At 38.3% G+C, this 24,119-nt stretch carries 17 protein-coding genes; 12 read left to right on the forward strand and 5 right to left on the reverse strand.

Annotation, left to right across the window (positions count from 1 at the left end; all coding sequences use genetic code 11):
* Window positions 1-3: 3 nt before the first annotated feature.
* From BTO23_RS17555 to BTO23_RS17570, 4 genes are read left to right on the forward strand one after another with little or no spacing between them, the layout of a single operon-like run.
* Window positions 4-2,229, forward strand: coding sequence for a response regulator (locus tag BTO23_RS17555; protein ID WP_061029033.1), 2,226 nt, complete (start codon window positions 4-6; stop codon window positions 2,227-2,229).
* The gene (locus tag BTO23_RS17560; protein ID WP_061004082.1) at window positions 2,229-3,599 is read left to right on the forward strand and encodes a TolC family protein; all 1,371 of its coding nucleotides are present in this window, start codon (window positions 2,229-2,231) and stop codon (window positions 3,597-3,599) included. Before BTO23_RS17555 ends, BTO23_RS17560 begins: the two co-directional genes overlap by 1 nt.
* A complete protein-coding gene (locus BTO23_RS17565; RefSeq protein WP_105064170.1) occupies window positions 3,599-5,179 on the forward strand; it encodes an ABC transporter transmembrane domain-containing protein in 1,581 nt (526 codons plus the stop codon). Before BTO23_RS17560 ends, BTO23_RS17565 begins: the two co-directional genes overlap by 1 nt.
* Window position 5,180: 1 nt before the next feature.
* The gene (locus BTO23_RS17570; RefSeq protein WP_105064171.1) at window positions 5,181-7,334 is read left to right on the forward strand and encodes an ATP-binding cassette domain-containing protein; all 2,154 of its coding nucleotides are present in this window, start codon (window positions 5,181-5,183) and stop codon (window positions 7,332-7,334) included.
* Window position 7,335: 1 nt separating this feature from the next.
* On the opposite strand, the gene BTO23_RS17575 is transcribed toward BTO23_RS17570, so the two are convergent.
* Window positions 7,336-8,133 carry a family 16 glycosylhydrolase gene (locus BTO23_RS17575; protein ID WP_061004076.1) on the reverse strand — a complete coding sequence of 266 codons (798 nt, stop codon included), beginning with the start codon at window positions 8,131-8,133 and terminating at the stop codon, window positions 7,336-7,338.
* Complete coding sequence (locus BTO23_RS17580; RefSeq protein WP_245922136.1) at window positions 8,126-9,604, reverse strand: DUF3131 domain-containing protein; 1,479 nt, start codon at window positions 9,602-9,604, stop codon at window positions 8,126-8,128. Before BTO23_RS17580 ends, BTO23_RS17575 begins: the two co-directional genes overlap by 8 nt.
* Before the next feature lie 169 nt (window positions 9,605-9,773).
* Here BTO23_RS17580 and BTO23_RS17585 point away from each other — a divergent pair, with 169 nt between their 5' ends.
* The 4 genes from BTO23_RS17585 to BTO23_RS17600 are packed head-to-tail and all read left to right on the forward strand — an operon-like array spanning window position 9,774 to window position 13,802.
* Complete coding sequence (locus BTO23_RS17585) at window positions 9,774-11,474, forward strand: type I secretion system permease/ATPase (protein ID WP_061036846.1); 1,701 nt, start codon at window positions 9,774-9,776, stop codon at window positions 11,472-11,474.
* Between the two features lie 14 nt (window positions 11,475-11,488).
* On the forward strand, window positions 11,489-12,778 hold the full coding sequence (locus BTO23_RS17590) for an HlyD family type I secretion periplasmic adaptor subunit (protein WP_061036845.1): 1,290 nt from the start codon (window positions 11,489-11,491) through the stop codon (window positions 12,776-12,778).
* A 9-nt stretch (window positions 12,779-12,787) separates the two neighbouring features.
* Complete coding sequence (locus BTO23_RS17595) at window positions 12,788-13,030, forward strand: hypothetical protein (RefSeq protein ID WP_061036844.1); 243 nt, start codon at window positions 12,788-12,790, stop codon at window positions 13,028-13,030.
* Between the two features lie 13 nt (window positions 13,031-13,043).
* A complete protein-coding gene (locus BTO23_RS17600) occupies window positions 13,044-13,802 on the forward strand; it encodes a hypothetical protein (protein WP_061036843.1) in 759 nt (252 codons plus the stop codon).
* A gap of 97 nt (window positions 13,803-13,899) precedes the next feature.
* On the opposite strand, the gene BTO23_RS17605 is transcribed toward BTO23_RS17600, so the two are convergent.
* From BTO23_RS17605 to BTO23_RS17615, 3 genes are all read right to left on the reverse strand, one after another.
* On the reverse strand, window positions 13,900-18,189 hold the full coding sequence (locus BTO23_RS17605) for a beta strand repeat-containing protein (RefSeq protein ID WP_105064173.1): 4,290 nt from the start codon (window positions 18,187-18,189) through the stop codon (window positions 13,900-13,902).
* Between the two features lie 134 nt (window positions 18,190-18,323).
* Window positions 18,324-19,331, reverse strand: coding sequence for a hypothetical protein (locus tag BTO23_RS17610; protein ID WP_105064174.1), 1,008 nt, complete (start codon window positions 19,329-19,331; stop codon window positions 18,324-18,326).
* A gap of 160 nt (window positions 19,332-19,491) precedes the next feature.
* Window positions 19,492-20,769 (reverse strand): glycosyltransferase family protein, encoded by a 1,278-nt coding sequence (locus tag BTO23_RS17615; RefSeq protein WP_105064175.1) that lies wholly within the window; start codon window positions 20,767-20,769, stop codon window positions 19,492-19,494.
* Window positions 20,770-20,965: 196 nt separating this feature from the next.
* Here BTO23_RS17615 and BTO23_RS17620 point away from each other — a divergent pair, with 196 nt between their 5' ends.
* From BTO23_RS17620 to BTO23_RS17635, 4 genes are read left to right on the forward strand one after another with little or no spacing between them, the layout of a single operon-like run.
* Complete coding sequence (locus BTO23_RS17620) at window positions 20,966-22,213, forward strand: SpoIIE family protein phosphatase (RefSeq protein WP_061004058.1); 1,248 nt, start codon at window positions 20,966-20,968, stop codon at window positions 22,211-22,213.
* Window positions 22,165-22,497: an STAS domain-containing protein gene (locus BTO23_RS17625; protein WP_061004056.1), complete on the forward strand. Its 333-nt coding sequence runs from the start codon at window positions 22,165-22,167 to the stop codon at window positions 22,495-22,497. The genes BTO23_RS17620 and BTO23_RS17625 overlap by 49 nt, the downstream gene beginning before the upstream one ends.
* A gap of 11 nt (window positions 22,498-22,508) precedes the next feature.
* Window positions 22,509-23,654 (forward strand): nucleotidyltransferase family protein, encoded by a 1,146-nt coding sequence (locus tag BTO23_RS17630; RefSeq protein ID WP_061029010.1) that lies wholly within the window; start codon window positions 22,509-22,511, stop codon window positions 23,652-23,654.
* Between the two features lie 19 nt (window positions 23,655-23,673).
* Window positions 23,674-24,114 carry an ATP-binding protein gene (locus BTO23_RS17635; protein WP_061004052.1) on the forward strand — a complete coding sequence of 147 codons (441 nt, stop codon included), beginning with the start codon at window positions 23,674-23,676 and terminating at the stop codon, window positions 24,112-24,114.
* Window positions 24,115-24,119: the final 5 nt, after the last annotated feature.

Genomic DNA, 24,119 nt, shown 5'->3' on the forward strand with positions numbered 1-24,119 from the left:
ATAATGAAACGATTTTTGCAGCCAAACACGCCGGTTATTCATGTCCTTTTTTTTATTACGTTAGGGATAATCCTTGCACAAGGTGCGTATTCTCTGCGAGAAGTATTGTCCGTAAATGACAACAACGAAAGCAAAACACAAGTCTTACTGGTAAACAAATCAAGAGAAATATTAAATGGTATCAGTAGATTAAATGCCACATTAGAAGTGTGTACCCAAAGCAATTCAAATTGCAGTACCGCACAAGTGCAGTTATTTACGAGCGAGTTATCACGTGAAATTGATAATTTTCATGCCCTTATTGCGAATGAGAAATCTCTTGCATCATCCACAGGTATATTAGGGTTTGATTTAATTCAACTTTACATTAAAAAATACAATCGTACCTTTGACTTAAATGAACTCAAGCAATCATTAGGCGTAGCCTTTACCAACAGCACTTCAATCATAGACAGTTTATTGCTCAATCACGCAAGATTAAGCAAAGAAAAACAAGATAATCACCTTTATATTCTACTAATGTTAAATGGCAGTTTAATACTGGTCTTTGGCCTCTATTATTTTTTAAACACCCAGTTAATACGCGCGGCTAACACCGAAAAAAATCGTATATCCACCACTTTTAAAACCATTTCTAATGATTTAAAAACCATTGACCATGGTAAAGTGAAAGAGCGAATTTCAAACGTATCAACAAGCAGTATTGAAAAAAACATCTACGCCAAATTACTCTCTAGCTATGACCAACTTGAAGAACAAAAGTCAAAAACAGACTTATACCAGCGATTATATAATCTATTAGGTTATGAGGTTCGTGGTATTACAAACACCATTCAAGGTGGAGTAAAACTATTAATTAAAGACGCGGATGAAAGTGGAGCATTACTGGCTAAAGAAATTATGTCTGCCACAAACACATTAGAAAACCTTGCTGATAATTTTAATCGTCTCTCAAACATTGATGCAATGAGTCACAATAAAACCATTCATTTCTATCATCTAATAAGTGAACTCATTGTCTTAACTTCAACCAAAGCCAAACAACAATCCAAAAGTATTGAATGCTTTGTAGATAATGCCATTCCTCTAAAAATGTACGGCAACCAAACGGGGTTATTTTGGTTATTACTACTGCAAGTTTCAAACATGATTTCAGGTTCTAACCAGCCTAAAATACTATTAAACGCAACCTGCAGCAGCTCTGATCGTGTCGATAAACTCACTATAAATTTGCACTTATATTTATATTTAGACGATTACGATACGATGACAAACATTGACGATTTAGCGTGGAACCAAGCCCCAGAAAAGAACGTAGCAAATGATGAGTTATCTAACAACTTACTCAATGGTATTAATAACTACGCAGCAATAACGCAAGATTTAGGATATGCAGAGAGATTATGTGTTTCTTTTGATATAAATACATCAGAATACCAAACACACAATAATCGCTTAGCTGGCAAAAGCATTCTGCTTTGTGGTGAATCCGGCATTCAAGTCGATGTCATTGCAAATACGCTATCTAATCAAGGAGCAACCGTACTTGTTGCTCATACTGCCAATGATATCTTTAAATCTATGAAAGAATTAAATGCCAACGACGGTATCTTCTTAACCGATCGTATTAAAGGCATCACCCTCGATTCTTTCTGTAAAACATTAAAAGCACGCTTAACTAAACGAAACATTAAACTTTTCTTGTCAGTCTCTAATTCTGCCGATATTGATGATATTTATAACCACGTTGATTACGTCTTCTATCACCCGTTCACCCCTGTTGATTTTATCGATAATATCCTCACCACATTAAATAGTGATTCAGGAGAAACAGAAGAAATCACAAGCCGATTCTTAATTGTTGAAGATGATAAAGTACAGCAATTCATTTTAAGCAAAATTCTCACCGGCTTCGAATTCCAGAGTGAAGGCGTTGATGATGGAGCTAAGGCTCTGGCGTTAGTAAAAGAAAACAACTTCGATATTATCTTCATGGATTGCATTATGCCTGGAATGGGGGGGATGGAAGCCACATCATTAATACGCCAATACGAAAAAGAACAGCGCTTACCACCAACAACCATCATAGGTGCAACCGCATTAACCAGTAACAAAGAACACAAACAATGTATTGATGCCGGAATGGATTACGTCATCAGTAAACCGTACAAAAATGAAGAAATTTATGCTGTCATTAAGAAGTACATGGCCATAAGGAAAGTAGGCTAATGACAAAATCAACTCGTCCGAATGCATTTTTAATGTTAAGTTTATTGACGACATGGCATCCTATCAGCCATGCCAGTGAGTTGTCAGCGTTAATTAATGAAGCATTAGAAAACAATTATCAAATCATAAACTCTAGATACGAAGTAGAGTCATCTGAGTTCGATCAAAGTATTAGTGGTGCCTTCTTTTATCCAACCATTAATGCCAGTGCAAATACCACATGGAATGATTCAGAAGTCGATTCCACTACCTCATCAAGCAATGAATACAATAGCTATGGTTATCGAGTGTCTGTCTCTCAAACGATTTTAGACATGTCAAAAATTCGCTCTTATCAAGAAAGTGGCATTGACTTACAAATCAATAAACTAAAGCACGATAAGATAGTTAACGACATTATTATTCAAGTGGTAGAGAATTACTTTTCATACTTGAAATATCACTCCCAGAAAAAAGCGACCGATGCTCAATTTCGCTCATCAGAAGCTCGATTAAAACAGATCCGTCGTAATAATGAATTAGGAAATTTACCTAAAACTGACGTGTATGAAACTCAAGCTCAAAAAGAATCCACCTATAAGAAATTGGCCGACATTCGTAAACGTATTAACCTTGCTTTAGTGCAGTTACAATCTACCACTCAGGCACCTATCAGACCCTCTTACGATGTTAAACTTAATAATCAATATGCTGAAATTGATTACTATGAAAAAAGCACGCTTGAAAAGAACTTGATTGGTAGTAACTATGATATTGCGATTGCGAAATCCAATTTAGATAAATCCAAACGGTCACTGACTCAATCTCGTTCTGATTTCTATCCGACACTATCTGCATCGGCTAATTATGAATACACCGACAGTAATTTTGATAGTTCAAAAACAGACGACGCTACCTATGCACTTACTTTAGATATACCGATTGTAAATGGTGGCTCGGATTACTACGATTACCAAAAAAGTAAAACAAAAATTAGCCAATTTTCATCGCAATATGATCAAGCCGTAAATGATAATCGCGTCAACTTTGAAGAACTTATCTACAGTATCAATACCAATGTCGAATCTTTAGCTATTTTAAAATCCATCATAAAATCTAACTACCTTGTCTATAAAGGCAATCAACGCGCATTTAAGTTAGGCACAAAAACCTTAACTGACTTACTGAATTCTGAATCTGATCTGTACGACAATATTCGTGAGTATCACTCAAATCAGTACGATTACATCATTAACATGACCAAGCTTTACGCTTTATTTGGGGCGGTTGATTTGGCTTCTCTTGAAGATATTTCCAATAAAATGGAGCCCATCAGTGACACTTTTGATATTACTATTTTAGAGCGATTCACTGCAGGAGGAGTTAAGTAATGAATAAACTCCATTATTTACCACGACTTGGATTCTTCGACACGGTCTTTTTATTTGCATCAAGTTTAACAACAACCCTACTCGGCTTGGTGTTACCTTTTTCTATTTTGATTATTTTTGATCGTATTCTACCGAACAATTCAAGCTCTTCTCTTTACTTCATTTTTGCCATTATTTTGGTCGCTATCTTTCTAGATTATAAAGTGAAAAGCTTAGAGGATTCGATGGTGTCTCGTATTGGTAATCGTTTTGAAAAGAAAATAACCAATCAATTATTTCAGGCTATCTGTCATTCAAACTTATCTCTTTTTAAACGATTAGAAACTGGCGAATATTTAGAACGATTAACCACCATTCCGGGACTAAAATCCTTCTTTAGTGGCGATCTTATTCGCTCTGTTATTAATGCGTTTACCTGCTTAATTACTCTTTTGATCATCAGTGTTATTAACCCGGGGGCAGGGATAATCCTCACTCTTTCCTCGTTATTTTTATTATTGGTCTCTCTTCGTTTATCCAAAACAAAAATAGAATTAATGGAAAGAAAGTCTGATATTGAAGGTGTAACTAACTCAAAAGTGATTGAAATTATCTCTTATCCTTTAGATATTAAAAGTCGTTCAATGGAATATCGCTTAGAAAACCTAATGGAAACAATGGTAAATGAACGAGAACACCACACGACAGAATTTGAAAAACAAGAATCTCGATTTAATCTCACTTTACATTTAATTCAACAGCTCGCGGTTACTTTTACTGTCGTAAGTAGTGCTATTGCAGTGATTAATTTAGATATTAGCCAAGGGGTAATGGCCGCAATCATCCTATTAACGAATCGCTACTTTGCCCCATACCAACAGACCATGAGAACGATTAGCCAATGGCGTGTAAATAAAAGTTATATCCAACGATTAAACGATATTTTATCAATGGAAGAGTCTCAACAAAGAGCAACGCCCCCTCAACCAACACCACGCGTACTGAGTTACCACGGCAGCAATGATTATCACTTTACAGCTGAAAAAATCTCGATCATCTCTGGTCCTTCTGGCTCAGGAAAATCATCGATAGTAAAAGCCTTTACTAATAAGCCATTAACTCAAGAATATCGCTTATCAATAAATGGATTACAAGCAGATAACTATTATCAATCCGATACGATAAGTAATGTGATCCTAGTTGATAAACACAGTACTTTTGTTGACGGAACAATCATTGACAACATCACCTGTTTTCGCCCCCAACTTCATAAAGCGGCGTATTCTCTTTGTGAAGCATTATCAATAAAGAACGACATTGATGATCTCAAACTCGGTTTTTATACCGACATTACCACCACAGGTATCAAGCCTTTTTCTCGGAAAATACATTTTGCATTATTAATTGTACGTGCATTATTGAGTAATAAAAAAATCATTCTAATTGACGATTTTGATTTGGTTTTTGACGACGATTTCAGTCTCAATTTACTCTCTTGTCTTCGCCCTCGTATTCAATCTTATTTATTTGTCATTGTGAGTAATAAAATTCAAGACACTGACATTAAGATTCAACATACTCCTATAAATGAGGTCGCTTAGTATGGATACATTAATTGCCTTTGATGAGATACAAGAGCGCCTTCATCATTTTAAAAACGGACACTTACACACTCGATATTCAGAGAATCCATTATTACTTGGGTTAGCTTACACCTTAGTGGCACTTGAGTGGGAGGGTACACCAGATATTCTTTCTGATGCATTTTTGTCTGACGAGAAACACGCCCTTTCATTCAATAAAACACTGACTCGCCTTGGCTATCAATGCATTGAAAGTAACATTACTCACGCCGACCAATTTCTCGAGATTGATTGCCCGAGTTTTATCACATTGCACGATCAGCATTATATATTATTAAATTTTGACGACGGTATTCTCTATCTTTACGACTATGAAAATGACATAACCATAGAGAGTGAAGCAAAAGGAAAGATCTTAGCCCAAGTATGTGCGATTTCTAAATATTCTCGTTTATTTAGAGAGCCACCACCAGAATCACAAGATAAGCGTAATTGGATAAAGCATGTGTTTTATCATTACAATAATGAGTTCAAAAGCCTTGCGTTATTAAGCCTTTTAATTAGCTTACTAGGTACACTACAACCCTTCTTTATTATGGGTGTATATACCTTTGCATTAACTGCAGATTCAGTCTCAACACTTTATTGGCTTGCCTCTGGAGCGGTTGTCATTGCGGGTATGGAATATCTATTTAAAAAACAACGCATGACTATTTTAAATACGTCAGGCCAAGAGTTAGCTCGTTATATTTCTTATCAGGTCATATCAAAATTACTGTGGCTACCGTATGCATTAACATCAAATGCGGCGACCTCTTCTCAGCTTGCTCGTTTAAAGGACATTGATCAATTTCGTAAATTGGTGACCGCAGAATCGAGTTTAAGTTACTTTGATTTACCTTTCATTTTTATCTTCTTAATCGCCATTTTCATTATGTCTAGCAGTGCTGCTATCACTGTTATTATTGGTATCGCTATTATGGTTTTATTCTGTATTTATGCACGGTACATTTATATGCAAGCCACATCAAAAAGCTCTCGTGCAAATGCAATGGTGTCTTATCAATGGAATGAAGTGCTTGGGAACGTTAATTCAATTCAAAAGTTGCCGCTATTATCCGTGATTAAGTCTCGCTTCAATTCAGCCTTAACCCAACGTTTACAAGACTCTCATCATGTTTCTGTTACTAACTCTAAAATACAACAGCTGGGTAGCAGTTTTATTCAAGTCATCGGTACAACAACCATTGTTATCGCGGTGAATGCAGTTATGGCTGGCGATACCAACCCAGGAGCTATGCTTGCCATTATTATTTTAGTTTGGAAAACACTTACGCCAATTATGGGAATTTATAACTCATTAGCTAAAATAGACACCATTAAAGCCTCAACTGCACAAATCAATGCATTAATGTCTTTAGATGATGATAAGAGTCGCATTGAAAAAAGTCCGCCAATTCACCAATTCAGTGGCGCACTGTCCATCAATGGCCTATCTCATCGCTATCAAGGGGTAAATAAAGGGCTAACCAATCTCTCTTTTACCATTAAAGCTGGCAGTAAAGTGTCAGTTTGTGCACCATCAGGAAGTGGAAAAACAACATTAATGAATATTCTTGGCGGTATTGAATCTCGTTTCCAAGGACGCTTATTATGCGATGGGTATAATGTAAATCAATTCAACAATTTTAGATTCCGTAACAGTATTTGTTATGTTCCTTTTAATATGCATTTATACCACGGTACGGTTCACGCAAATTACACCATGTATAATGGTTATGTCCCGCCAACCTTTATTGACGAAATGCTTAACTTTCTTGATTTATTACCTTATCTTCCTCAAGGAAAAAACACCTTACTAAGTGCTGATTTCCTTTCATCCATACCCGATGGAATACTGCGCAAACTGACCCTTGCCATTGGCATTGGATATTGCAGAAAAAGAGTCGTAATAATGGATGAGCCTTTTGTTGGTTCTGAACATGAGAACAGTAAGTATCTGACCTCATTATTTAACAAATATTTAAGTAATAGTACCGTTATTTTTACGACGACAAGTAAGTCAATGGTTGCCCTTTCAGATCAATGCTTATTACTTGAAAAAGACGGTTCTCAGAAGTTTTATGGTACACCAGATAAAGTATTACAAGCAGCGCCTCTAATGCTGACTTAGGCTACTTATCGTTACCACATGACTGTTCAGGCTGAAATGAAAGGTTACGATAGGTACCGCTTAATGGCTGATTCAAAGCACTAACCTTTCCAGCCCAAGACGATAGTTTATTATCCACAGGCCAAACGTTAGCCATGATTTTTAACCGAGAATCAAGAATGGTTGGCGTCGGATTATTTTTTGACCGCACAACTTCATAACGCATTACTCCATCCACAAACCACTGAATTTTATCTTCTTTCCATAACATCGCGTATTGATGAAACTCTTTCGATGCATCGAAACCTAACGGGATCAACACGGCATTGTCACTAAGATACTCATCATCATTCGCCCAAAAGTTAAACTGCACAACTCTGGTGTTTTTACCTAAAAATTCAATATCAATTTCATTATGCATTCCATTACTGCCTTCATGTTTATCATGCTCGCCTGAAAAGAGAAAAAAGGACGTAATAATCCCAGGAGAAGATATAGGTTTTACTTCTACCGAAAAGCAACCATAACCATAAAAATGCCGACTGCGTAACTCACCCGAACGGTACTTGTTTTGTTCATTACTTTGAGGGGCATCACTCACCTCAATATTCATTCCTACCTCAGAGAAATCAATCGCACCTTCTTCCCATCTATTTAAAAACGGAAAACCATTACTCCAATGGTGGGAGCGTTCAAATAAATCACGATTTAACTCCTTAAGAGGCTCAGAGAAATAGCGATCATTACATTCATCCACATTACACGCTCCCGCAGTAAAAGAAGAGAGTCCAATAAGGAACAACGCATCGTATTTATTCATCACTGTCCTTATTATCTATCGGCATCGTTATCGACTTATTATTAAGATTAGTGTCTTTATTTAACATCGGAGTGTTATGTCTCACCTTGTATAATAAAGAAGACAAAATCATTGAGTTGGTATTAATGTTATAAGCGGTATTAACCGATTTATCGCTGTAGATGCCCGTTGGAACAGAGCGAGAATACAAGCTATGACTGATTACTTTTTCAACCAAACGCTCTGCATATTCATCGTTATAAATAACCCCTAAACCAAAAGCGACTTTATTGCTAAACACTTGAAATACTTCTATTGGTTTTCCTCCTGCCGAAGTACTTAACCAACTTTTTCCATAAAAGTAGAGATTGTTATAAGCAAACCACGGCGTTTGATTCATGGCATCTTCTGCAAATACCCACAATTTTTTACTTTGTGTTTCCTTCGCTTTATGTAGGGTATAAATAGTATCAAGCTGATCCCACCACACACTTCCTTTACTCAATTCTAAGCGAGTTAACACATAAGGATCTGGTGTTGAAAATGGCATATTTCTTGAGTCGATATAAAAAGGAACACCATCAATAGAGACTTGTTTTACTGCCGTTCTCTGATAGCTTTCACTGACATCAAAACCAAACAAAGCAAAACCAGAGGCGGCATATTGTAGGTAACCTAAGCGACCTTCCTGGCGATAATGCTCGCTTTTTTTTCCTAATTTAGTGCCATATAACGTATTTTTATGAACCGCAGAAGCAAGTGACCACTCACTTGCAATACGATTAACTAAAGGAGATAGTGAAGGTTTTTCTTGTTTGATGATGTGTAACCAAATCAATAATCGACCAATATCTAATGCCGACCAACCATTACCATTACTCGCTGTTTCGCTGTACCTTCCTGATGGTTTGCCTGTTTTTGTACTGTATTCTCGATTTGGCAGTTTACCTTGGTACAAAGGTGCATTCAGCAAAGTGGTTAATAATATTTCTAATTTACGATTGGTAAGGTCTTCTGATTGTAACCCTAATCCTTCAAGAGAGAGTTGAGCACTAATATCGCTCGCAACATCCCACATGGTCACGTGTTGGTAACCCTGCACTGAATCAGTAAGCCCTGTGCTTTTATTCCAATTTCGTTCAAAATAATATTGCGCTTTTTTAGCTAATAATTTTTCATTTCGAGAAAGTGCAACCAAAGGAAGGGAAGAGTCGAGAGAAGAAGCCTTTTCTTCTTTCACAAATACTGTCGTTGTCTTTGTTGCTTCAATCGACACCGTACTTTCACCAGTCACATCCTGTTCAAGCTCAAGAGGTGCAATCACAATTGAACGACGCTGAAAAGTGGAAACGGGTTGTTCTGATTGTGTTTCACTAGGCGCAACAGAGCGCTTCCCATAAAAACTAGGGGAACCCGTTTCTGCTATTACCGATATTGAAAATGAGGATAAAACAATCCCTATAAGCACTAGCCAAACTCTAATTAGGCCCATCACACCTCCTTTGTGTGTACCTCCTAAGCATAGGATAACTCAGTGCATTTTCGTAAAAATAATCATCAATGATTTAAAGCATTAAGAAAATACCTTTTCCCATTACGAATACGACATTCTTTTTCCTATACTTCTTTCATTGGATTAATCTTAATACCGAGGTGTGCTTTTGTTTAAGGATAAACTGAAAGAATCACTATCAGACACCAAGAAAGACATCTCTTTCGCGTTGTTATTTAGCTGTGCTATTAATTTTTTGGTTCTTACATTACCTATTTACAGTTTACAACTTTTTGACCGAGTGCTTGGCAGCTCTAGCCTAGATACTCTTTATGCTTTGTTGTTCATTGCCGTTTTTTTATTAACTGCACAATCTGTGATTGAATATTTTCGTATCGCCTTGTTGCAACGTTCAGGATTAAAACTCGATGTTTCAATCAGCTCTATCATGTTATCCGAAAGCATTCGACAATCAGCCATGTCAAAAAACATTAATAAACAAGGGCTGCAAGATCTGTCTGAGATAAGACGCTTTTTATTATCCCCTTCTAGCTCTGCTATTTTTGATATGCCGTGGATCCCTCTTTTCCTTAGCATTTTATTTATGCTCCATCCTGCTATTGGCTTAATCACCTTATCTGGTTGCGTTATTTTTATTATTTTAGCGATTGTGATGATGCATTCAGCGAAAGAATCAACGATAGAAAGTAATAAGGTCGCGACAAAAACCACATTAGAATTAAACGATTACCTTCGCAATGCATCGACACTAAAGGCGATGGGAATGTCTGAGAGCATTGGGAATTATTGGAATAAAAAAAATCACAAGATGCTAAATTTACAATGGGTTGTGAACTCTCGTATCGGACAACTACTTGCTATCAGCCGTTATTTTCGAACTATTTTACAAGTCTTGATTTTAACGGTTGGTGTTATGCTAGCGCTGCAACAAGACATTGGAACAGGAGCTATTATCGCCAGTTCCATTATCATGGGTCGAGTATTATCCCCTTTTGAGCAAGCCGTGAATGGCTGGAAATCATGGTATAGCGCATTTAGAGCTTACCAACGACTTAAACATTTTTCTTTTCTTGAAGAAAACGCAGCTAAAACCGCGCTTCCAAACCCTAAGGGCGACATTATTTTTCAAAATGTCGGGTTAAAGCTTCCACATAAAAAAGAACCTGTTTTGCAAAACATCAACTTCAAATTAGGTCATGGAAATGCACTCGCTATTTTGGGGAATTCAGGTTCTGGCAAATCAACCTTAGTTTCTTTATTAATGGGGATCCACACACCTAGCGTCGGTTCTATAAAAATAGACGGTGCAGCCATTCACCTCTGGCCTGAAAAGCAGTTTGGCCAACATATTGGGTATTTACCACAGCAAGTGGCTTTATTATCGGGAACGATTGCTGAAAATATTTGCCGCTTCACCAATGCTCCAGATAGAGACATTATTGCTGCCGCTCGCTTAACTTGTATCCATGAACTAATTATCTCCCTCCCTCAAGGTTACGATACGTACTTAGAAGAAGGAGGCAGCTCCCAACTCTCCGGTGGACAAAAGCAACGCATCGCCTTAGCCAGAGCGGTATTTTCTAACCCTTCTATTCTTGTTCTCGATGAACCCAATTCAAATCTCGATCCCGAAGGGGAAATCGCGTTAGCCATTGTTCTTCAATACTGCAAAGAAAAGAAAATAACAGTCATCATGATCAGTCATCGTCCAGGATTTTTACGTCAAATGGATTGGGTAATTTCATTAAAAGACGGCCAAGTTCAAAAAGCAGGGCCATCAAAACTGTTCTTAGAAGACATGTCGGCGATTGATAGCGCTAACTCTACCCCCGTTCCACAACCCGCTTGAGCAAGGATTATTTTATGACTCAATTTAATACATCGCGCCTTATTGTTCTTTGCTCTGTGTTTATTCTACTGACTGTTGGTGGATTTGTTTGGTGGGCGACAACAGCACAACTAAGCTCTGCATCTATCGCAAACGGCTCTTTAATTGTGGAATCACAGCGTAAAAAAATCCAACATCTACAAGGTGGTTGGGTTAAGGAAATCTATATCACGGAAGGACAACACGTTGAAAAAGGCGACCTTCTCATTGAACTTGCTAACACCAAAGCCGATTCTGATTATTATCGATTAATGCTGCGTTCTATTTCTTTAAAAGCCACCATTGAACGACTGCAAGCAGAGTTAACTGATAATGACACGGTGTCATGGAGCGAGGAATATCATAATGAAGCCAACAGTGCAGACGTTATGAATATTTTGAATAACCAGACGCTTCAGTTTCAACAGTTTTTATTACGTAACGAGCTGAGAACTAACCAATATACTCAAAATAAAGAGCAACTAACGGAGCAAATTCGAGGTTCGAAATCTCAATTAAAATCTATTAAACGTCAGCTTCAACTAGTCAATAAAGAAATCAGCATGATGAAGGGCTTAGTTAAAAAGGGATATGTATCTCAAACTAAAATGTTTGAAGTACAGCGTCATCAAGCCAGTATTGAGTCTCAGCGTGAAGAGTTACAAACCAAAATAAATGTATCAACCCGACAACTCACGTCACTTAAACAAGATTTTGAAGCCAAAGACATTGAGTTAAAACAATCTCTTTCTTCTCAATCAACACAATTAGAAAAAGAATGGTTAGATACAAATCAAGCTTTAAAAACAGCTCTCGATGTTCGCTCTCGAATAAAAGTAAGAAGTGAACACACAGGAACCATTGTCGGCTTAAATGTCCACAGTATTGGTGGCGTGGTAAACCCGGGTGACATTATTATGGAGATAGTACCAAACAACGAACAGCTCATCGTGCAAGCCATTGTTAAACCGGAAGACATTGATGTAGTAAGAACCGGACAAACGGCTAAAGTGAGGCTAAATGCTTATAACATCCGAAAAACACCCCCAATTACAGGAACGGTGATTTATGTTGCCGCTGACCGGTTAAATAAAAAAGATGAAAAAGAGAACGGTTATTTAGTAAAGGTTCAGCTACTTCAAGAAGAGATAACCAAGCTCTCAAACGTAGAGCTTTACCCTGGGATGCCTACTGACGTTTTAATTTTATTAGAAAAACGAACACTTTGGGATTACCTCACTGCGCCTCTGTTTAATTCATATTACAAAGCATTTCGCGAACAATAAGGACATATCATGATTTTTTGGCTCAGTTTTTATTTCTTCTTCTTTGCCTTAACTGCTTTTATTGGCTATCGCAAAGGCAATTTCATTGCTGGAATTTTGCTTGGGTACGTTCTAGGACCTGTTGGTTTATGTCTTATTTTATTAAGTAAAAACCGCGTTAAATTACCTTGCCCACACTGCCAAACCTTAATTCATAAGCATTCTTATTTTTGCCCACATTGTGATGCAAAAGTACTGCATACTTTAGTTTGATAGAGACCATTTTATGACCAAGCACACCAAAAAACTTCAAATTTTTCTGATGTTCCTTATCGCCTGTCTGTTTATAAGTGGTATGACTCTACTATCTTTAAGTTCATCGATTAATAATAAGAATGAAATGATTCAACGATTAACCGATGAACTCATCGCAGAGCAATTACTATCAAGTTCGTTAACGGATTACGACCAAATAATCATTGAGCTTCAATCAAAGAATGACACCCTACATCGAGATTTAAGTATCACCAGCGAAACCTTGGTGGAAAAAAACTTCACCATCAGCCAGCTACAAGAACAGTTAACAACAGAGCGACGTAAGTTGACCCGTTATAAATCAAGTTACAATAAAAACTTAAAATCACGGTTAGCCAATGAACAAAAGAAATTAAATGCTCAGTTAGAAAAAGATCGCCTCGCCTTACAATCTCAAGAAAGTGAGCTAGAACAACAACGTGTAGAATTAGAGAAATTAAAAAATACCCCACCACCAGAAAAAACCACCTCCGCAGCCGCTCAAAAAGCGATTGATGAAGAGCGAGTAGAAGAATTAATGAAAAAATTTAATGCTTACCAAGTTGATTTAAGCGTTGAAAACCAATGCGATAAAGACTACTTATACCGTTATAATGAGGCTAAAAGTACCCTGAGCCACATTAGAACTTATTTACAGAAAAACAAGATGGATTCAAATTATTATCATTTTGTGATTGCTAATGACACGTCAATTACGGCACAAAACCGTAAACTTTGTTTAGATGATTAGCCATTAAAAACAAATAAAAGAACGACAAAAAATGCCGAATATTTCTATTCGGCATTTTATTTTAAGGATGTTTTATTTCAGCATCGAAAGTGGCTATTTATGCAATATCATTAGGATCTGCAATCGTGATTTGGTCTTCATCACAATCACTCCATATGGTGACTTCATCCCCTGCACTGTTTGCAAACGTATAACCATTTAAGTTACTGGTATCAATATTACTGGCTTCATAAGCGTCTTTTAAGCCACTGTCCATCATTGCAGTATTACCCGTGAGCTGCCAGTGAGAACCATCTATATTTAAAGTTTCAACACCTGAACATACAAACTGACCATTAGCTTCTCCTGCGCTGTCATTCACCAATATTTTATCTAGCGCTATTTTTAACTCAGTATTTGACGTATTAACAACCACCCCTTCAATCTCTTGATATGCGGTTTGTGTCATATCAATAATACTACTGTCTTGACCATCATTGCCTACAACCATGACATCAAAGCCTTCACCGCCACTAAAATGAACGGTTGCCCCATCTGTTGCATCAATATCATCTTGGTCAAAAACAAGCGTATCATTACCCGCACCAGCGAACAGTTGATCGCTACCAGAACCACCATCAAGAGTATCGTTACCTTCCTGACCAAAGATTAAGTCGCTGCCAGAGCCACCATCAAATATATCGTTACCAGCACCGCCGTCTAGGTAATCATCATCGTTTCCACCTGACAGTGAATCATTACCTTCACCACCAGACAGATTATCATCACCTGAACCACCTAATAACGTATCGTCACCAAGATCACCATAGAGAGCATCAGCATTGTTACCGCCAGATAAATTATCATTACCTTCTTGGCCGTAAAGAATATCCTCACCAGAGCCGCCTTGAAGTGAGTCATTACCATCCTCTCCCCACAGCACATCGTTTCCGCTGTCTCCTTTTAAGGTGTCGTTGCCCTCGCCACCATAAGCGACATCATCACCAGAGCCGGCTGATATATAGTCATTACCCGAGTTTCCATACAGTTGATCATTGTCATTTTGACCAAACAATCGGTCATCACCAACGCCACCATCAAGAGTATCTGCCCCTGAGCCACCATACAGTTTATCGTTAGCTTCACCACCAAAGAGCTGATCATTCCCCGATCCTGAAATCAAGGTGTCATTACCATTATCACCTTGCAGTACATCGTTACCCGCGCCTGATTCAATTCTATCAGCGCCTTCACCACCAGACAGTTGGTTGTCACCTCCAGAGGTAAATAAAGAATCATTACCGATACCACCGAGTAAAGTGTCATTGCCAGAACCAGAAGTTAAAGTGTCGTTACCTTCTCCGCCATCTAATGTATTAATACCCTCTCCAGCGTCAAGCACGTCAGATCCTAACCCACCAACTAGTGCATCATTACCTGAGCCTGATTTAAGATTATCATCACCTTCGCCGCCATCTAGGGCATTGTTGCCGCTAAGGGCTTCTAAGCGGTCATCACCGGCATCACCATATAAGGAATCATCGCCTGAACCACCATACAAGGCATCATTGTCATTATTCCCATGGAGAATATTGTTACCTGATTCTGCATGTAATTCATCTTGACCATCACCACCAGACAAACTGTCATTACCTGCGCCTGCAAAGAGTTTATCTTCACCCAAACCACCTTCTAAAGTATCACTGCCTTCTCCGCCCGTAAGGACATCATCACCTTCTTGTCCTTGAAGTAAATCAGCCCCTTTACCCCCATCAAGATAATCAACACCACTGCCCGCCGCTAACGTATCATTACCTTCGCCACCATATAATGTGTCGTCGCCACTGCCTGATGTTGTGTTGTCTGACCCACTGCCACCAAATAAGGTATTTGTACCCTCACCTAAATCAATGGTGTTTGTTCCGGCTTCACCATAAACGATATCATCACCAGAACCGGCGGTAACGGTATCAGCGCCATCACCCGCAAATAAAACATTGTCGCCTTCGCCACCTTGAATGACATCAGCACCTTCACCGCCATATAAGGTATCGCTTGCAGCACTACCAACTAAGGTATCGTCGCCAGAACCACCGTATAATTGATGACTGCCCGTTGCTGCTGCAGTCAGTGTATCGTTGCCACTACCACCAACGAGTGTGTCTTGGCCATCATCGAGGAGCGTATCATTACCCGCACCGCCATCAAGATAATCGTATCCTTCGCCACCAATAAGATTATCATCACCATCACCACCAAATAGGCTGTCATTACCGATACCGCCATCTAGTGCATCGTTTCCTGATCCGCCATCCAGTATGTCATCGCCACTGCCTGCGGTTATGGTATCTGTTCCTGCACCTGCATAAACAGTGTCATTGCCTTCACCCGCGATAATAGTATCGGCACCAGAGCCACCATATACCGTGTCGTCTCCAGTACCGGCATCAATTTGGTTTGTTCCTGCATCACCATAAATGGTGTCATTACCTTCTCCGGCAATCAAAGTATCGTTACCAGAACCGGCCGTAAGAACATCATCACCTAGACCACCAGTGATATGGTCGTCATTTCCGCCGCCATGCAATTCGTCATTTTCAGCCGAACCAACCAGTTGATCGTTACCTTGCCCACCAATCAATACACTGCCATTATCACCGGCGTATAAAGTGTCATTTCCGCCTTCACCAACTAAACGGTTGCTGCCTTCTTCACCATAAACAATATCATCGCCTGAACCGGCATAAACCGCATCATTTCCAGAACCTGCATGAATAATATCCGCTGAGCCTCCAGAAAAAATAGCATCATCACCATCGCCAGCTTGAATCGTATCTGCACCTGAGCCAGAGAAAACCTGATCATCACCAGTCCCACCAATTATGCTGTTATCCCCATCCCCTGCATACACAGTATCGTGACCAGAACCAGTATCAATGGTATCACTACCCGCATCGGCATAGACCACATCACTTCCTTCACCCGTAGCGATCTGATTAGCACCAGAACCAGCAAAAATGTAATCATCTCCTGAACCAGAATTAATAATGTCATCCCCTTCATTAGCATGAAGAATATCGTCTCCGGATCCGCCCTCTAAAATATCGGTTCCCTGCCCACCAAAAAGTTGATCGTTCCCTTCGCCACCGATGAGATGGTCATCACCATCATCACCATAAAGGCCATCATCGCCTAAACCGCCAATGATCGTATCATCACCTAACTCACCAAATAACAGGTCATTACCCGCATCACCTGACAGTTGATCATTACCGTCACCACCAAGTAATAAATCATTATCATCTTGGCCTGAAATTACATCATCACCTGCGCCACCAAGGACAAAGTCATCCCCTGCACCACCTTGAATTACATCGTTTCCTGCATCACCTTGCAGTTCATCGTTTCCTTCACCGCCATAGAGTTGATCTACACCTGCCCCACCAAGCAATAGGTCATCTCCAGCATCACCATATAAAACATCATCTCCATCATCACCGATAATGATGTCATTGCCATCACCGCCTTCAATCCGATCATTTCCTAATTCACCAAGAAGAACGTCGTTACCTGCGTTGCCAAAAAGCGTATCATCCCCATCACTGCCTAATAAGGTGTCGGCTCCATCACCTCCATGAAGTTCATCATCTCCATTACCACCAATCAGAACATCGTCACCTTCTCCACCATATAAGCGGTCATCGTTGATATCTCCATCCAAAAAATCATTACCGGCGCCACCAATCAATAAATCAGCCCCTTGCTGTCCAAAAATAACATCATCGCCTTCTCCGCCATCAATACGGTCGTCATAGATGTTATGGGCAATAAATTCAACCGATTCAATATCTGTAATTGGAGAGCCTGAGGGATCTTTCAAAACAAAATTAACAACTTGATCATCAGCAATTTCATTTGCGGTAAAACTAATGTCTATATCGATATTGCCATTTTCATCAACAGGAGCTTGAACGGTTTTAATGACATTGCCATTTTGATCGGTTAATTCAACAGTAACGGTGGTTAACACCGTGTTTAGGGTAAATTTTGTCGTGATATTACCGATATCATCCACCAAATAATTACCCAATCGAGCACCATGACTGACTTCTTCAGCAGGAGCATCTTCTTCGTTTGAGGTAAATTGATAGACGGATTGAGAGGTTCCCCAACTGTCATTCGTTGAATTGGTTTCAGCATTATCTGATACGTCAGTTACCGATGTTTGTTCAACATCTCCGAAGATAACATCTTGTCCTTCGCCACCAGAAATAACATCACTGCCTTCTCCCCCTGCGACGTGATCATTACCTGCTAATCCTTCAACATGATCGCTACCAGATTGTGCATTCACATTATCATCTTCTGATGTACCTATGATGGAATCATTATATTTGGTTCCTTCCATTTGGACCTCTCTATTATTAATAACAATTACATTAATTAGTAATGAAAAATAAGCGACCATTTAAGTAATGGTGTAATACTAGAATAGGAACAAATAATAGGATATCCAGAGAGAGATAATAAAAGTTAATAAGTTTAAAAGGTGAATGAATAAGACAGAGAAATAGCACCATCAATAAATCTCCCCGTTCCTTCAGATCTATCTGATGAATTCCAACGATTTCCTGAATAATTATTATATTGAAGAGTAATAGTTCCCGGATGCCAATCGAAATAACCAAATCCATAGGTATAATCTGGATTCCATGGTTGTTGTTGATTTTTATCTAAATAATAAAAAGCAGTACCGTTAATATACCAATTTCCAAAAATAGAATACTTACACCCGAGCGAAATAGTCTTATGCCCATTTAAATATTCAGAGGTATCTAAATTGAAGTATTCATGAGTATAATTAAAATCGACTTGGCAACCGATGCTGCCCTCTTCAGTAAACGTAAACCAATCAACCACAGGTTCAACTATCGGGAATTTCCAACCTAAAGACCACGTTCCTTGGTTAAAATTAGTGACCGACTCTCCCTCATCAGGACTAAACCGGTTTCCTCCATAATTCGCATAAACTAAACTTAACGTGTATGGACGCCAATCACTGTAGCCAAAGACATAAGTAAAATCTGGGTTCCACGCTTGCTGCTGATCTTGGTCTATATAATAATATGCCGTACCAGAAATAAACCAACTGCCTAAAATACTGTACTTTAAAGAAAGGGTTACTGTTTGATTGGTATTACTTGGACCAGAGGTAGCATCCGCCGGAATATTCGCTTCAGGAGTTTCAAGCAAGGGGTAGTTGTAGCCTACATTGCCACTTAAACCGTGGAAGAATCCTTGCTCATCATTCCATTGTTCAATCGGAAAATAGAATGAGCTTTGCACCCCATTCCAAATATGCTCACCTTCTGAAGGCTTGTCATCTGGCTCTGCTGTATTTCTTGGAGAAGTAATGTTAGGAGATGTCGGTGCACTTTTATGTTTAGCGCTATTAGATAGATACTCATTTGCTATTGCCCATGATGAGAAACACACACAAGCAAATAAACTAATGATAATCCTAGTTATTTGTTTTATTGCATTCTTCATAAAGGCATTCATCCATCCATAGATAAGCCACTCAAACTCTAAAAATCCCTTATTTATAAATACAGAATTAAAGAGATAAAATAAACCTCCAAATAAAAAGGAAGTTTACATATTGTCTATCTCTACTAACTTAGGATGAAATCATTACAAAAACAAACCTCTAAGCCATTGCATGCTCTGTTTTTGACTTTGATTTAGCTTTATCAAACCATTGTTGTAGCGCTTTCGGAGACATTATTTTAGGATCCCCTAATTGATAATCTTCTACGTTCATCAACTCTGGAGGTAAAACATCGATAATCAACTCAAGATCTTTATACGATTTAACCTCTTTATCAAAAATAGCGGCCATTTCGTTACTGTGTGTTGCATTTCTTGCTCTAACCGCCTTCACTAACCCATCTAATAACGTATACCAAGTCGTCATTGGCCCTTGCGTGATGGACGCAGATTCTGCCGCCGAATCAATAAACGCAAAAGGCACCGTAGTAATCGATTTATTTTGCTCCATTGCAGCCAGAATCCAATCAGTATCAAACGAAAAATCATACACAGTTGGCGCCTTTAAAATATCAACTAACGCACTATGGCTATACAGTTTAAACGCCGCTTGTGTATCTTTAATTCCTTGACTAAAAATTTGATTACCTATCATTCTTTGCATATGTCGCAATGTTTTAATACCAACTCCCCAACGCTCTTCTTGTTTAACAAGAATGGAGTCTTTGTGTTTTCTATTACCAAGGATAACCTGAGTATTACCTTCCATATATGGAGAAAGAAGTAAGCCTATTTGACCTAAGTGAACCGAATTATCGGCATCCGTATAGACAACACAATCCATGCCATCATCTAATGCTTTTTGACAGCCAAGAATAATCGCCCCTCCCTTTTTTGAATCATCAACATGGTCTAAATTCTTTAATGGTCCCGTAATTGTAGGAATTGCATCATCTAATCTCATGACATTTACTTGTGAATTTGACTCACTATTCTGTGCAATTCGATGCGCAATACCAAAGCTGTTATTAGGGCAACCATCATCAATTGGATACAAATGCCAATGCACATTACTCCCTTGCGTAATCCAATTTAATTGTTCAATTTTAGTCTCTAGTGAATTCTCACCATGTGGATTTCTCTTCGATTTTTTATTTAATCGATGATGTTCCCCCCACATTGCAAATACAATACCGACAGTTAACGGGGTCGATATATCCATAATTAACCGACGAGATTCAACTAATTTAACCGCCAACTTAAACATCAAAGGAGGGAATTCTAACTCTATGAATTCTTTATATTCAGAAATGGATATCATTGAAAATGAATGTAATTTATCTGCCAACAATAATAATTCTTTTTGATCATTCTCACAGGTCAAATCAAATGAATCATTTGAATTAGAAATAATATTTAAAATGGTTTCTCTGTCCATAAGTCTACCCTTTTCTTCTTTCAAATTTAATTGCAGTTAGAAAAATGATAGGAAAGAGAAGGTAGAAAACCAGTAAATAAAAGCAAAATAAAAATTAATATACCCTTCCCTTGAATCCTACGTTTTATATCCTAGGCTAGATAAAAGTATTCAATTACACACAAGACATTTAGGGTAATTACGAAAAGGATTTTCAATGGAATACATTTTAGTAGTAGACGATGACCCTGTTAGCCTTCTGTTTATGTCATCCCTATTAAAACGTTGTGGTTTTCAGATTGTTTCAGCCAAAAATGGCTTAGAGGCTTTGTCTATCTTGGCTGAAAACCCAAACATTCAATTTGTACTCAGTGATTGGATAATGCCAGAGATGGATGGCATTGAATTATGTACCAAATTGAAAGAGCTTGAATTTGATCGTTATATTTTCTTTGTACTTCTTTCAGGTAAAGATGATCAACGCTCGATCATTGATGGCATCAACGCTGGTGCTGACGATTTTATTGTTAAAGGAACTGATGTTAAAGAATTAGAAGCTCGCGTGAAAGCAGGGTTTAGAACCTTAGAGTTACACAATAAAATTACGGATAAAAATCAAGAACTCGATTCGGCTTACGCAACCATCCGTAAAGATCTTGATGCAGCTGGTGATTTAGTTCGTCAGTTACTCCCAACCCAAACCAATTTCACAGGTGTTGAGCTTAATTACATGTCAATTCCAAGTGCTCAAATTGGAGGTGATATGTTGGGTTATATGCAGCTTGATCCTGACCATCTTGCTTTCTACTTATTTGATGTTGCAGGACATGGGGTTTCTTCAGCATTAATGTCATTCTCCGTGCAACAGAGTTTATCCGTCGTAGGCGGTCCCTCTTCTATCGTTAAAGACATTAACAATAATATTATTCCTCCTGAAGACGTCATTGATAAATTAAACAAACTCTACATCAGTGATGACAAGATCCAACTTTATTTCACCATGATTTATGCCGTTCTAAATGTCAAAACTGGAGAGGTAGATTATTGCTCTGCGGGACATCCACCACTTGTTTGGCACCACAGTCAAACAGAGCAGGCTGAGCTGATTGGAGACGACAACTTTGTGGTTGGAGCTTTTGATTTTGTTGAATATAAAGCGTCAAGCATTCAATTGAATCCAGGCGATAAGATCTGGCTTTATTCGGATGGTATTACAGAAGCAGAAAAAGATAACACCCAATTTTCGGAAGATGGGCTCAGAAAAACCATAATGGACATTCACTCCCATCCAACCCATTTACAAACCGAATTGCTCGTTAATAGAGTAAGAACCTGGCAAGAATCAGATACGTTTGAAGATGATGTCAGTGTGCTTGCTGTTGAGTGGAAAGGTTATTCTAAACAAGAGGATGATTCATGCAATACGAAATTAACAACCAAGGTAAATGCACAGTTCTTCAGATAAAAGAAGAACGTTTTGACGCAAAACTGGCTCCTCAATTTCGTAAAGAAGCAGAGGATTTATTAAGCCAATTTGGCGATCACCTTATTCTTGATCTTGGCAGTGTCCGATTTATGGATAGCAGTGGCTTAGGTGCCATTATGGGGGTATATAAATTATGCCGAGGCAAAACAGTCAGTGTCGTTAACCTACAGAAACCCGTTGAAGATTTATTAAAACTCACTCGAATGGATCGTTTAATTCCAAACTATCCAACCCTTGAGGATGCGATGTTAACTTCAGCATAGAAGGAACCATTATGAAAGGAATGATTTTAGCCGCAGGTAAAGGCACCAGAGTTAAGCCGATTACCCATACCATTCCAAAACCGATGATCCCTATTTTAGGTAAACCGGTGATGGAATCCATGATTGAGCTTTTTGCAAAGCACAATATCAATAAAATAGTTATTAATACCAGTCATTTATCAGAAGTAATTGAAGGCTATTTTAGAGATGGTCACCATTTTAATGCTCAGCTTTCTTATTCTTATGAAGGTGAGATTATTGATGGCGAATTTAAAAGTAAAACATTAGGCTCTGCGGGTGGAATGCAGAAAATCCAACAGTTTTCTGGTTTCTTCGATGATACCTTTGTCGTAGTTTGTGGTGATGCTTGGATTGATTTAGACCTCACCAAAGCGGTTAAACATCATAAAGAAAAAGGAGGTATCGCAACCATTGTGACAAAAGCGGTGCTAAATGAAGACATTCATAAATACGGTATCGTCGTTTCTGATGAGCATGGGCTAATTAAAAACTTCCAAGAAAAGCCCCCTGCTGAAGAGGCGTTATCGAATCAAGCTAATACAGGGATTTATATTTTTGAGCCTGCTATTTTCGACTTCATTCCAAAAGAAGGAGAATATGATATTGGTAGTGAATTATTCCCATTACTCGTTGAAAAAAACATTCCTTTTTATGCCGTAAATATGGATTTTCAATGGCTTGATGTGGGTAACATTACCGATATTTGGGATGTAACAAACGACATATTAAATGGCAAAGTGAATGGTTATCCTATTCCTGGAATGCAAGTTAAAGCAGGAATTTGGCTAGGCATCAATACTGTAATTGATTTTAAGTATTGTAATATCACACCTCCAGTAGTTATTTCTAGTGGCTGTCATATAAAAAATGGGGCGACAATTGAAGGACCAACAGTTATTAGTCCAAATTGTACCGTTGATTCAGAAGCAATTGTTCGTAATTCATTGATTTATGATTACATTCATATTAAAGATTTCATGTTATTAGATCAAAAAACCGTCTTTAATAATTACTGTATTGATAGAGAAGGAAACAGCACCTCTTATTCGGAAATAAGTGAGAGATGTATTTCAAGCGTGATGAATGACACTCTAACGGATATGTCAGCCTTCACTAACGGCACAACGGAAAAGTAACATAAGGAGGGAAGGAACTGTGGCTGCTATTTTTTCAAACACCTATTCAAGTTCTATTGAGGCATCTCGAGTCGTATCGAATGATATTCGACTCTACTGGGAGTCCTTAAACATTGGAGAAGACGCGATAAATCAAATAGAGTTATGCTTGGTCGAAATGGTCAATAATGCCTATGAACATGCCTATCTTAATCAAGATGGGCCAATCATTGAGGTTAAATCATACTTACAAACACCGAGAATGCTGTTAGTTGAGGTATCAGATTATGGTCAGTCTCTTCCTCAAGAAGTCTTAGTGGAATCCACCGAAAGAAGCTTTATTGTGCCAGAAGAAGATAAACCCGAAACATGGCTAACCTCAGGACGTGGGTTTATTATTGTAGAGCAACTAATGGACACCATTGCCTATGAAAATAAAGATGGAAAGAACACTTTTTATCTAGGTAAACGCTTAAACTAATTTAA

This window comes from Aliivibrio sifiae, from assembly GCF_002954715.1.
GTDB lineage: Bacteria > Pseudomonadota > Gammaproteobacteria > Enterobacterales > Vibrionaceae > Aliivibrio > Aliivibrio sifiae.

Coding starts and splice junctions, on each gene's coding strand:
- BTO23_RS17555 (WP_061029033.1), top strand. CDS start 4: ATGAAACGATTTTTGCAGCCAAACACGCCGGTTATTCATGTCCTTTTT.
- BTO23_RS17560 (WP_061004082.1), top strand. CDS start 2,229: ATGACAAAATCAACTCGTCCGAATGCATTTTTAATGTTAAGTTTATTG.
- BTO23_RS17565 (WP_105064170.1), top strand. CDS start 3,599: ATGAATAAACTCCATTATTTACCACGACTTGGATTCTTCGACACGGTC.
- BTO23_RS17570 (WP_105064171.1), top strand. CDS start 5,181: ATGGATACATTAATTGCCTTTGATGAGATACAAGAGCGCCTTCATCAT.
- BTO23_RS17575 (WP_061004076.1), bottom strand. CDS start 8,133: ATGAATAAATACGATGCGTTGTTCCTTATTGGACTCTCTTCTTTTACT.
- BTO23_RS17580 (WP_245922136.1), bottom strand. CDS start 9,604: ATGGGCCTAATTAGAGTTTGGCTAGTGCTTATAGGGATTGTTTTATCC.
- BTO23_RS17590 (WP_061036845.1), top strand. CDS start 11,489: ATGACTCAATTTAATACATCGCGCCTTATTGTTCTTTGCTCTGTGTTT.
- BTO23_RS17595 (WP_061036844.1), top strand. CDS start 12,788: ATGATTTTTTGGCTCAGTTTTTATTTCTTCTTCTTTGCCTTAACTGCT.
- BTO23_RS17600 (WP_061036843.1), top strand. CDS start 13,044: ATGACCAAGCACACCAAAAAACTTCAAATTTTTCTGATGTTCCTTATC.
- BTO23_RS17605 (WP_105064173.1), bottom strand. CDS start 18,189: ATGGAAGGAACCAAATATAATGATTCCATCATAGGTACATCAGAAGAT.
- BTO23_RS17610 (WP_105064174.1), bottom strand. CDS start 19,331: ATGAAGAATGCAATAAAACAAATAACTAGGATTATCATTAGTTTATTT.
- BTO23_RS17615 (WP_105064175.1), bottom strand. CDS start 20,769: ATGGACAGAGAAACCATTTTAAATATTATTTCTAATTCAAATGATTCA.
- BTO23_RS17620 (WP_061004058.1), top strand. CDS start 20,966: ATGGAATACATTTTAGTAGTAGACGATGACCCTGTTAGCCTTCTGTTT.
- BTO23_RS17625 (WP_061004056.1), top strand. CDS start 22,165: ATGCAATACGAAATTAACAACCAAGGTAAATGCACAGTTCTTCAGATA.
- BTO23_RS17630 (WP_061029010.1), top strand. CDS start 22,509: ATGAAAGGAATGATTTTAGCCGCAGGTAAAGGCACCAGAGTTAAGCCG.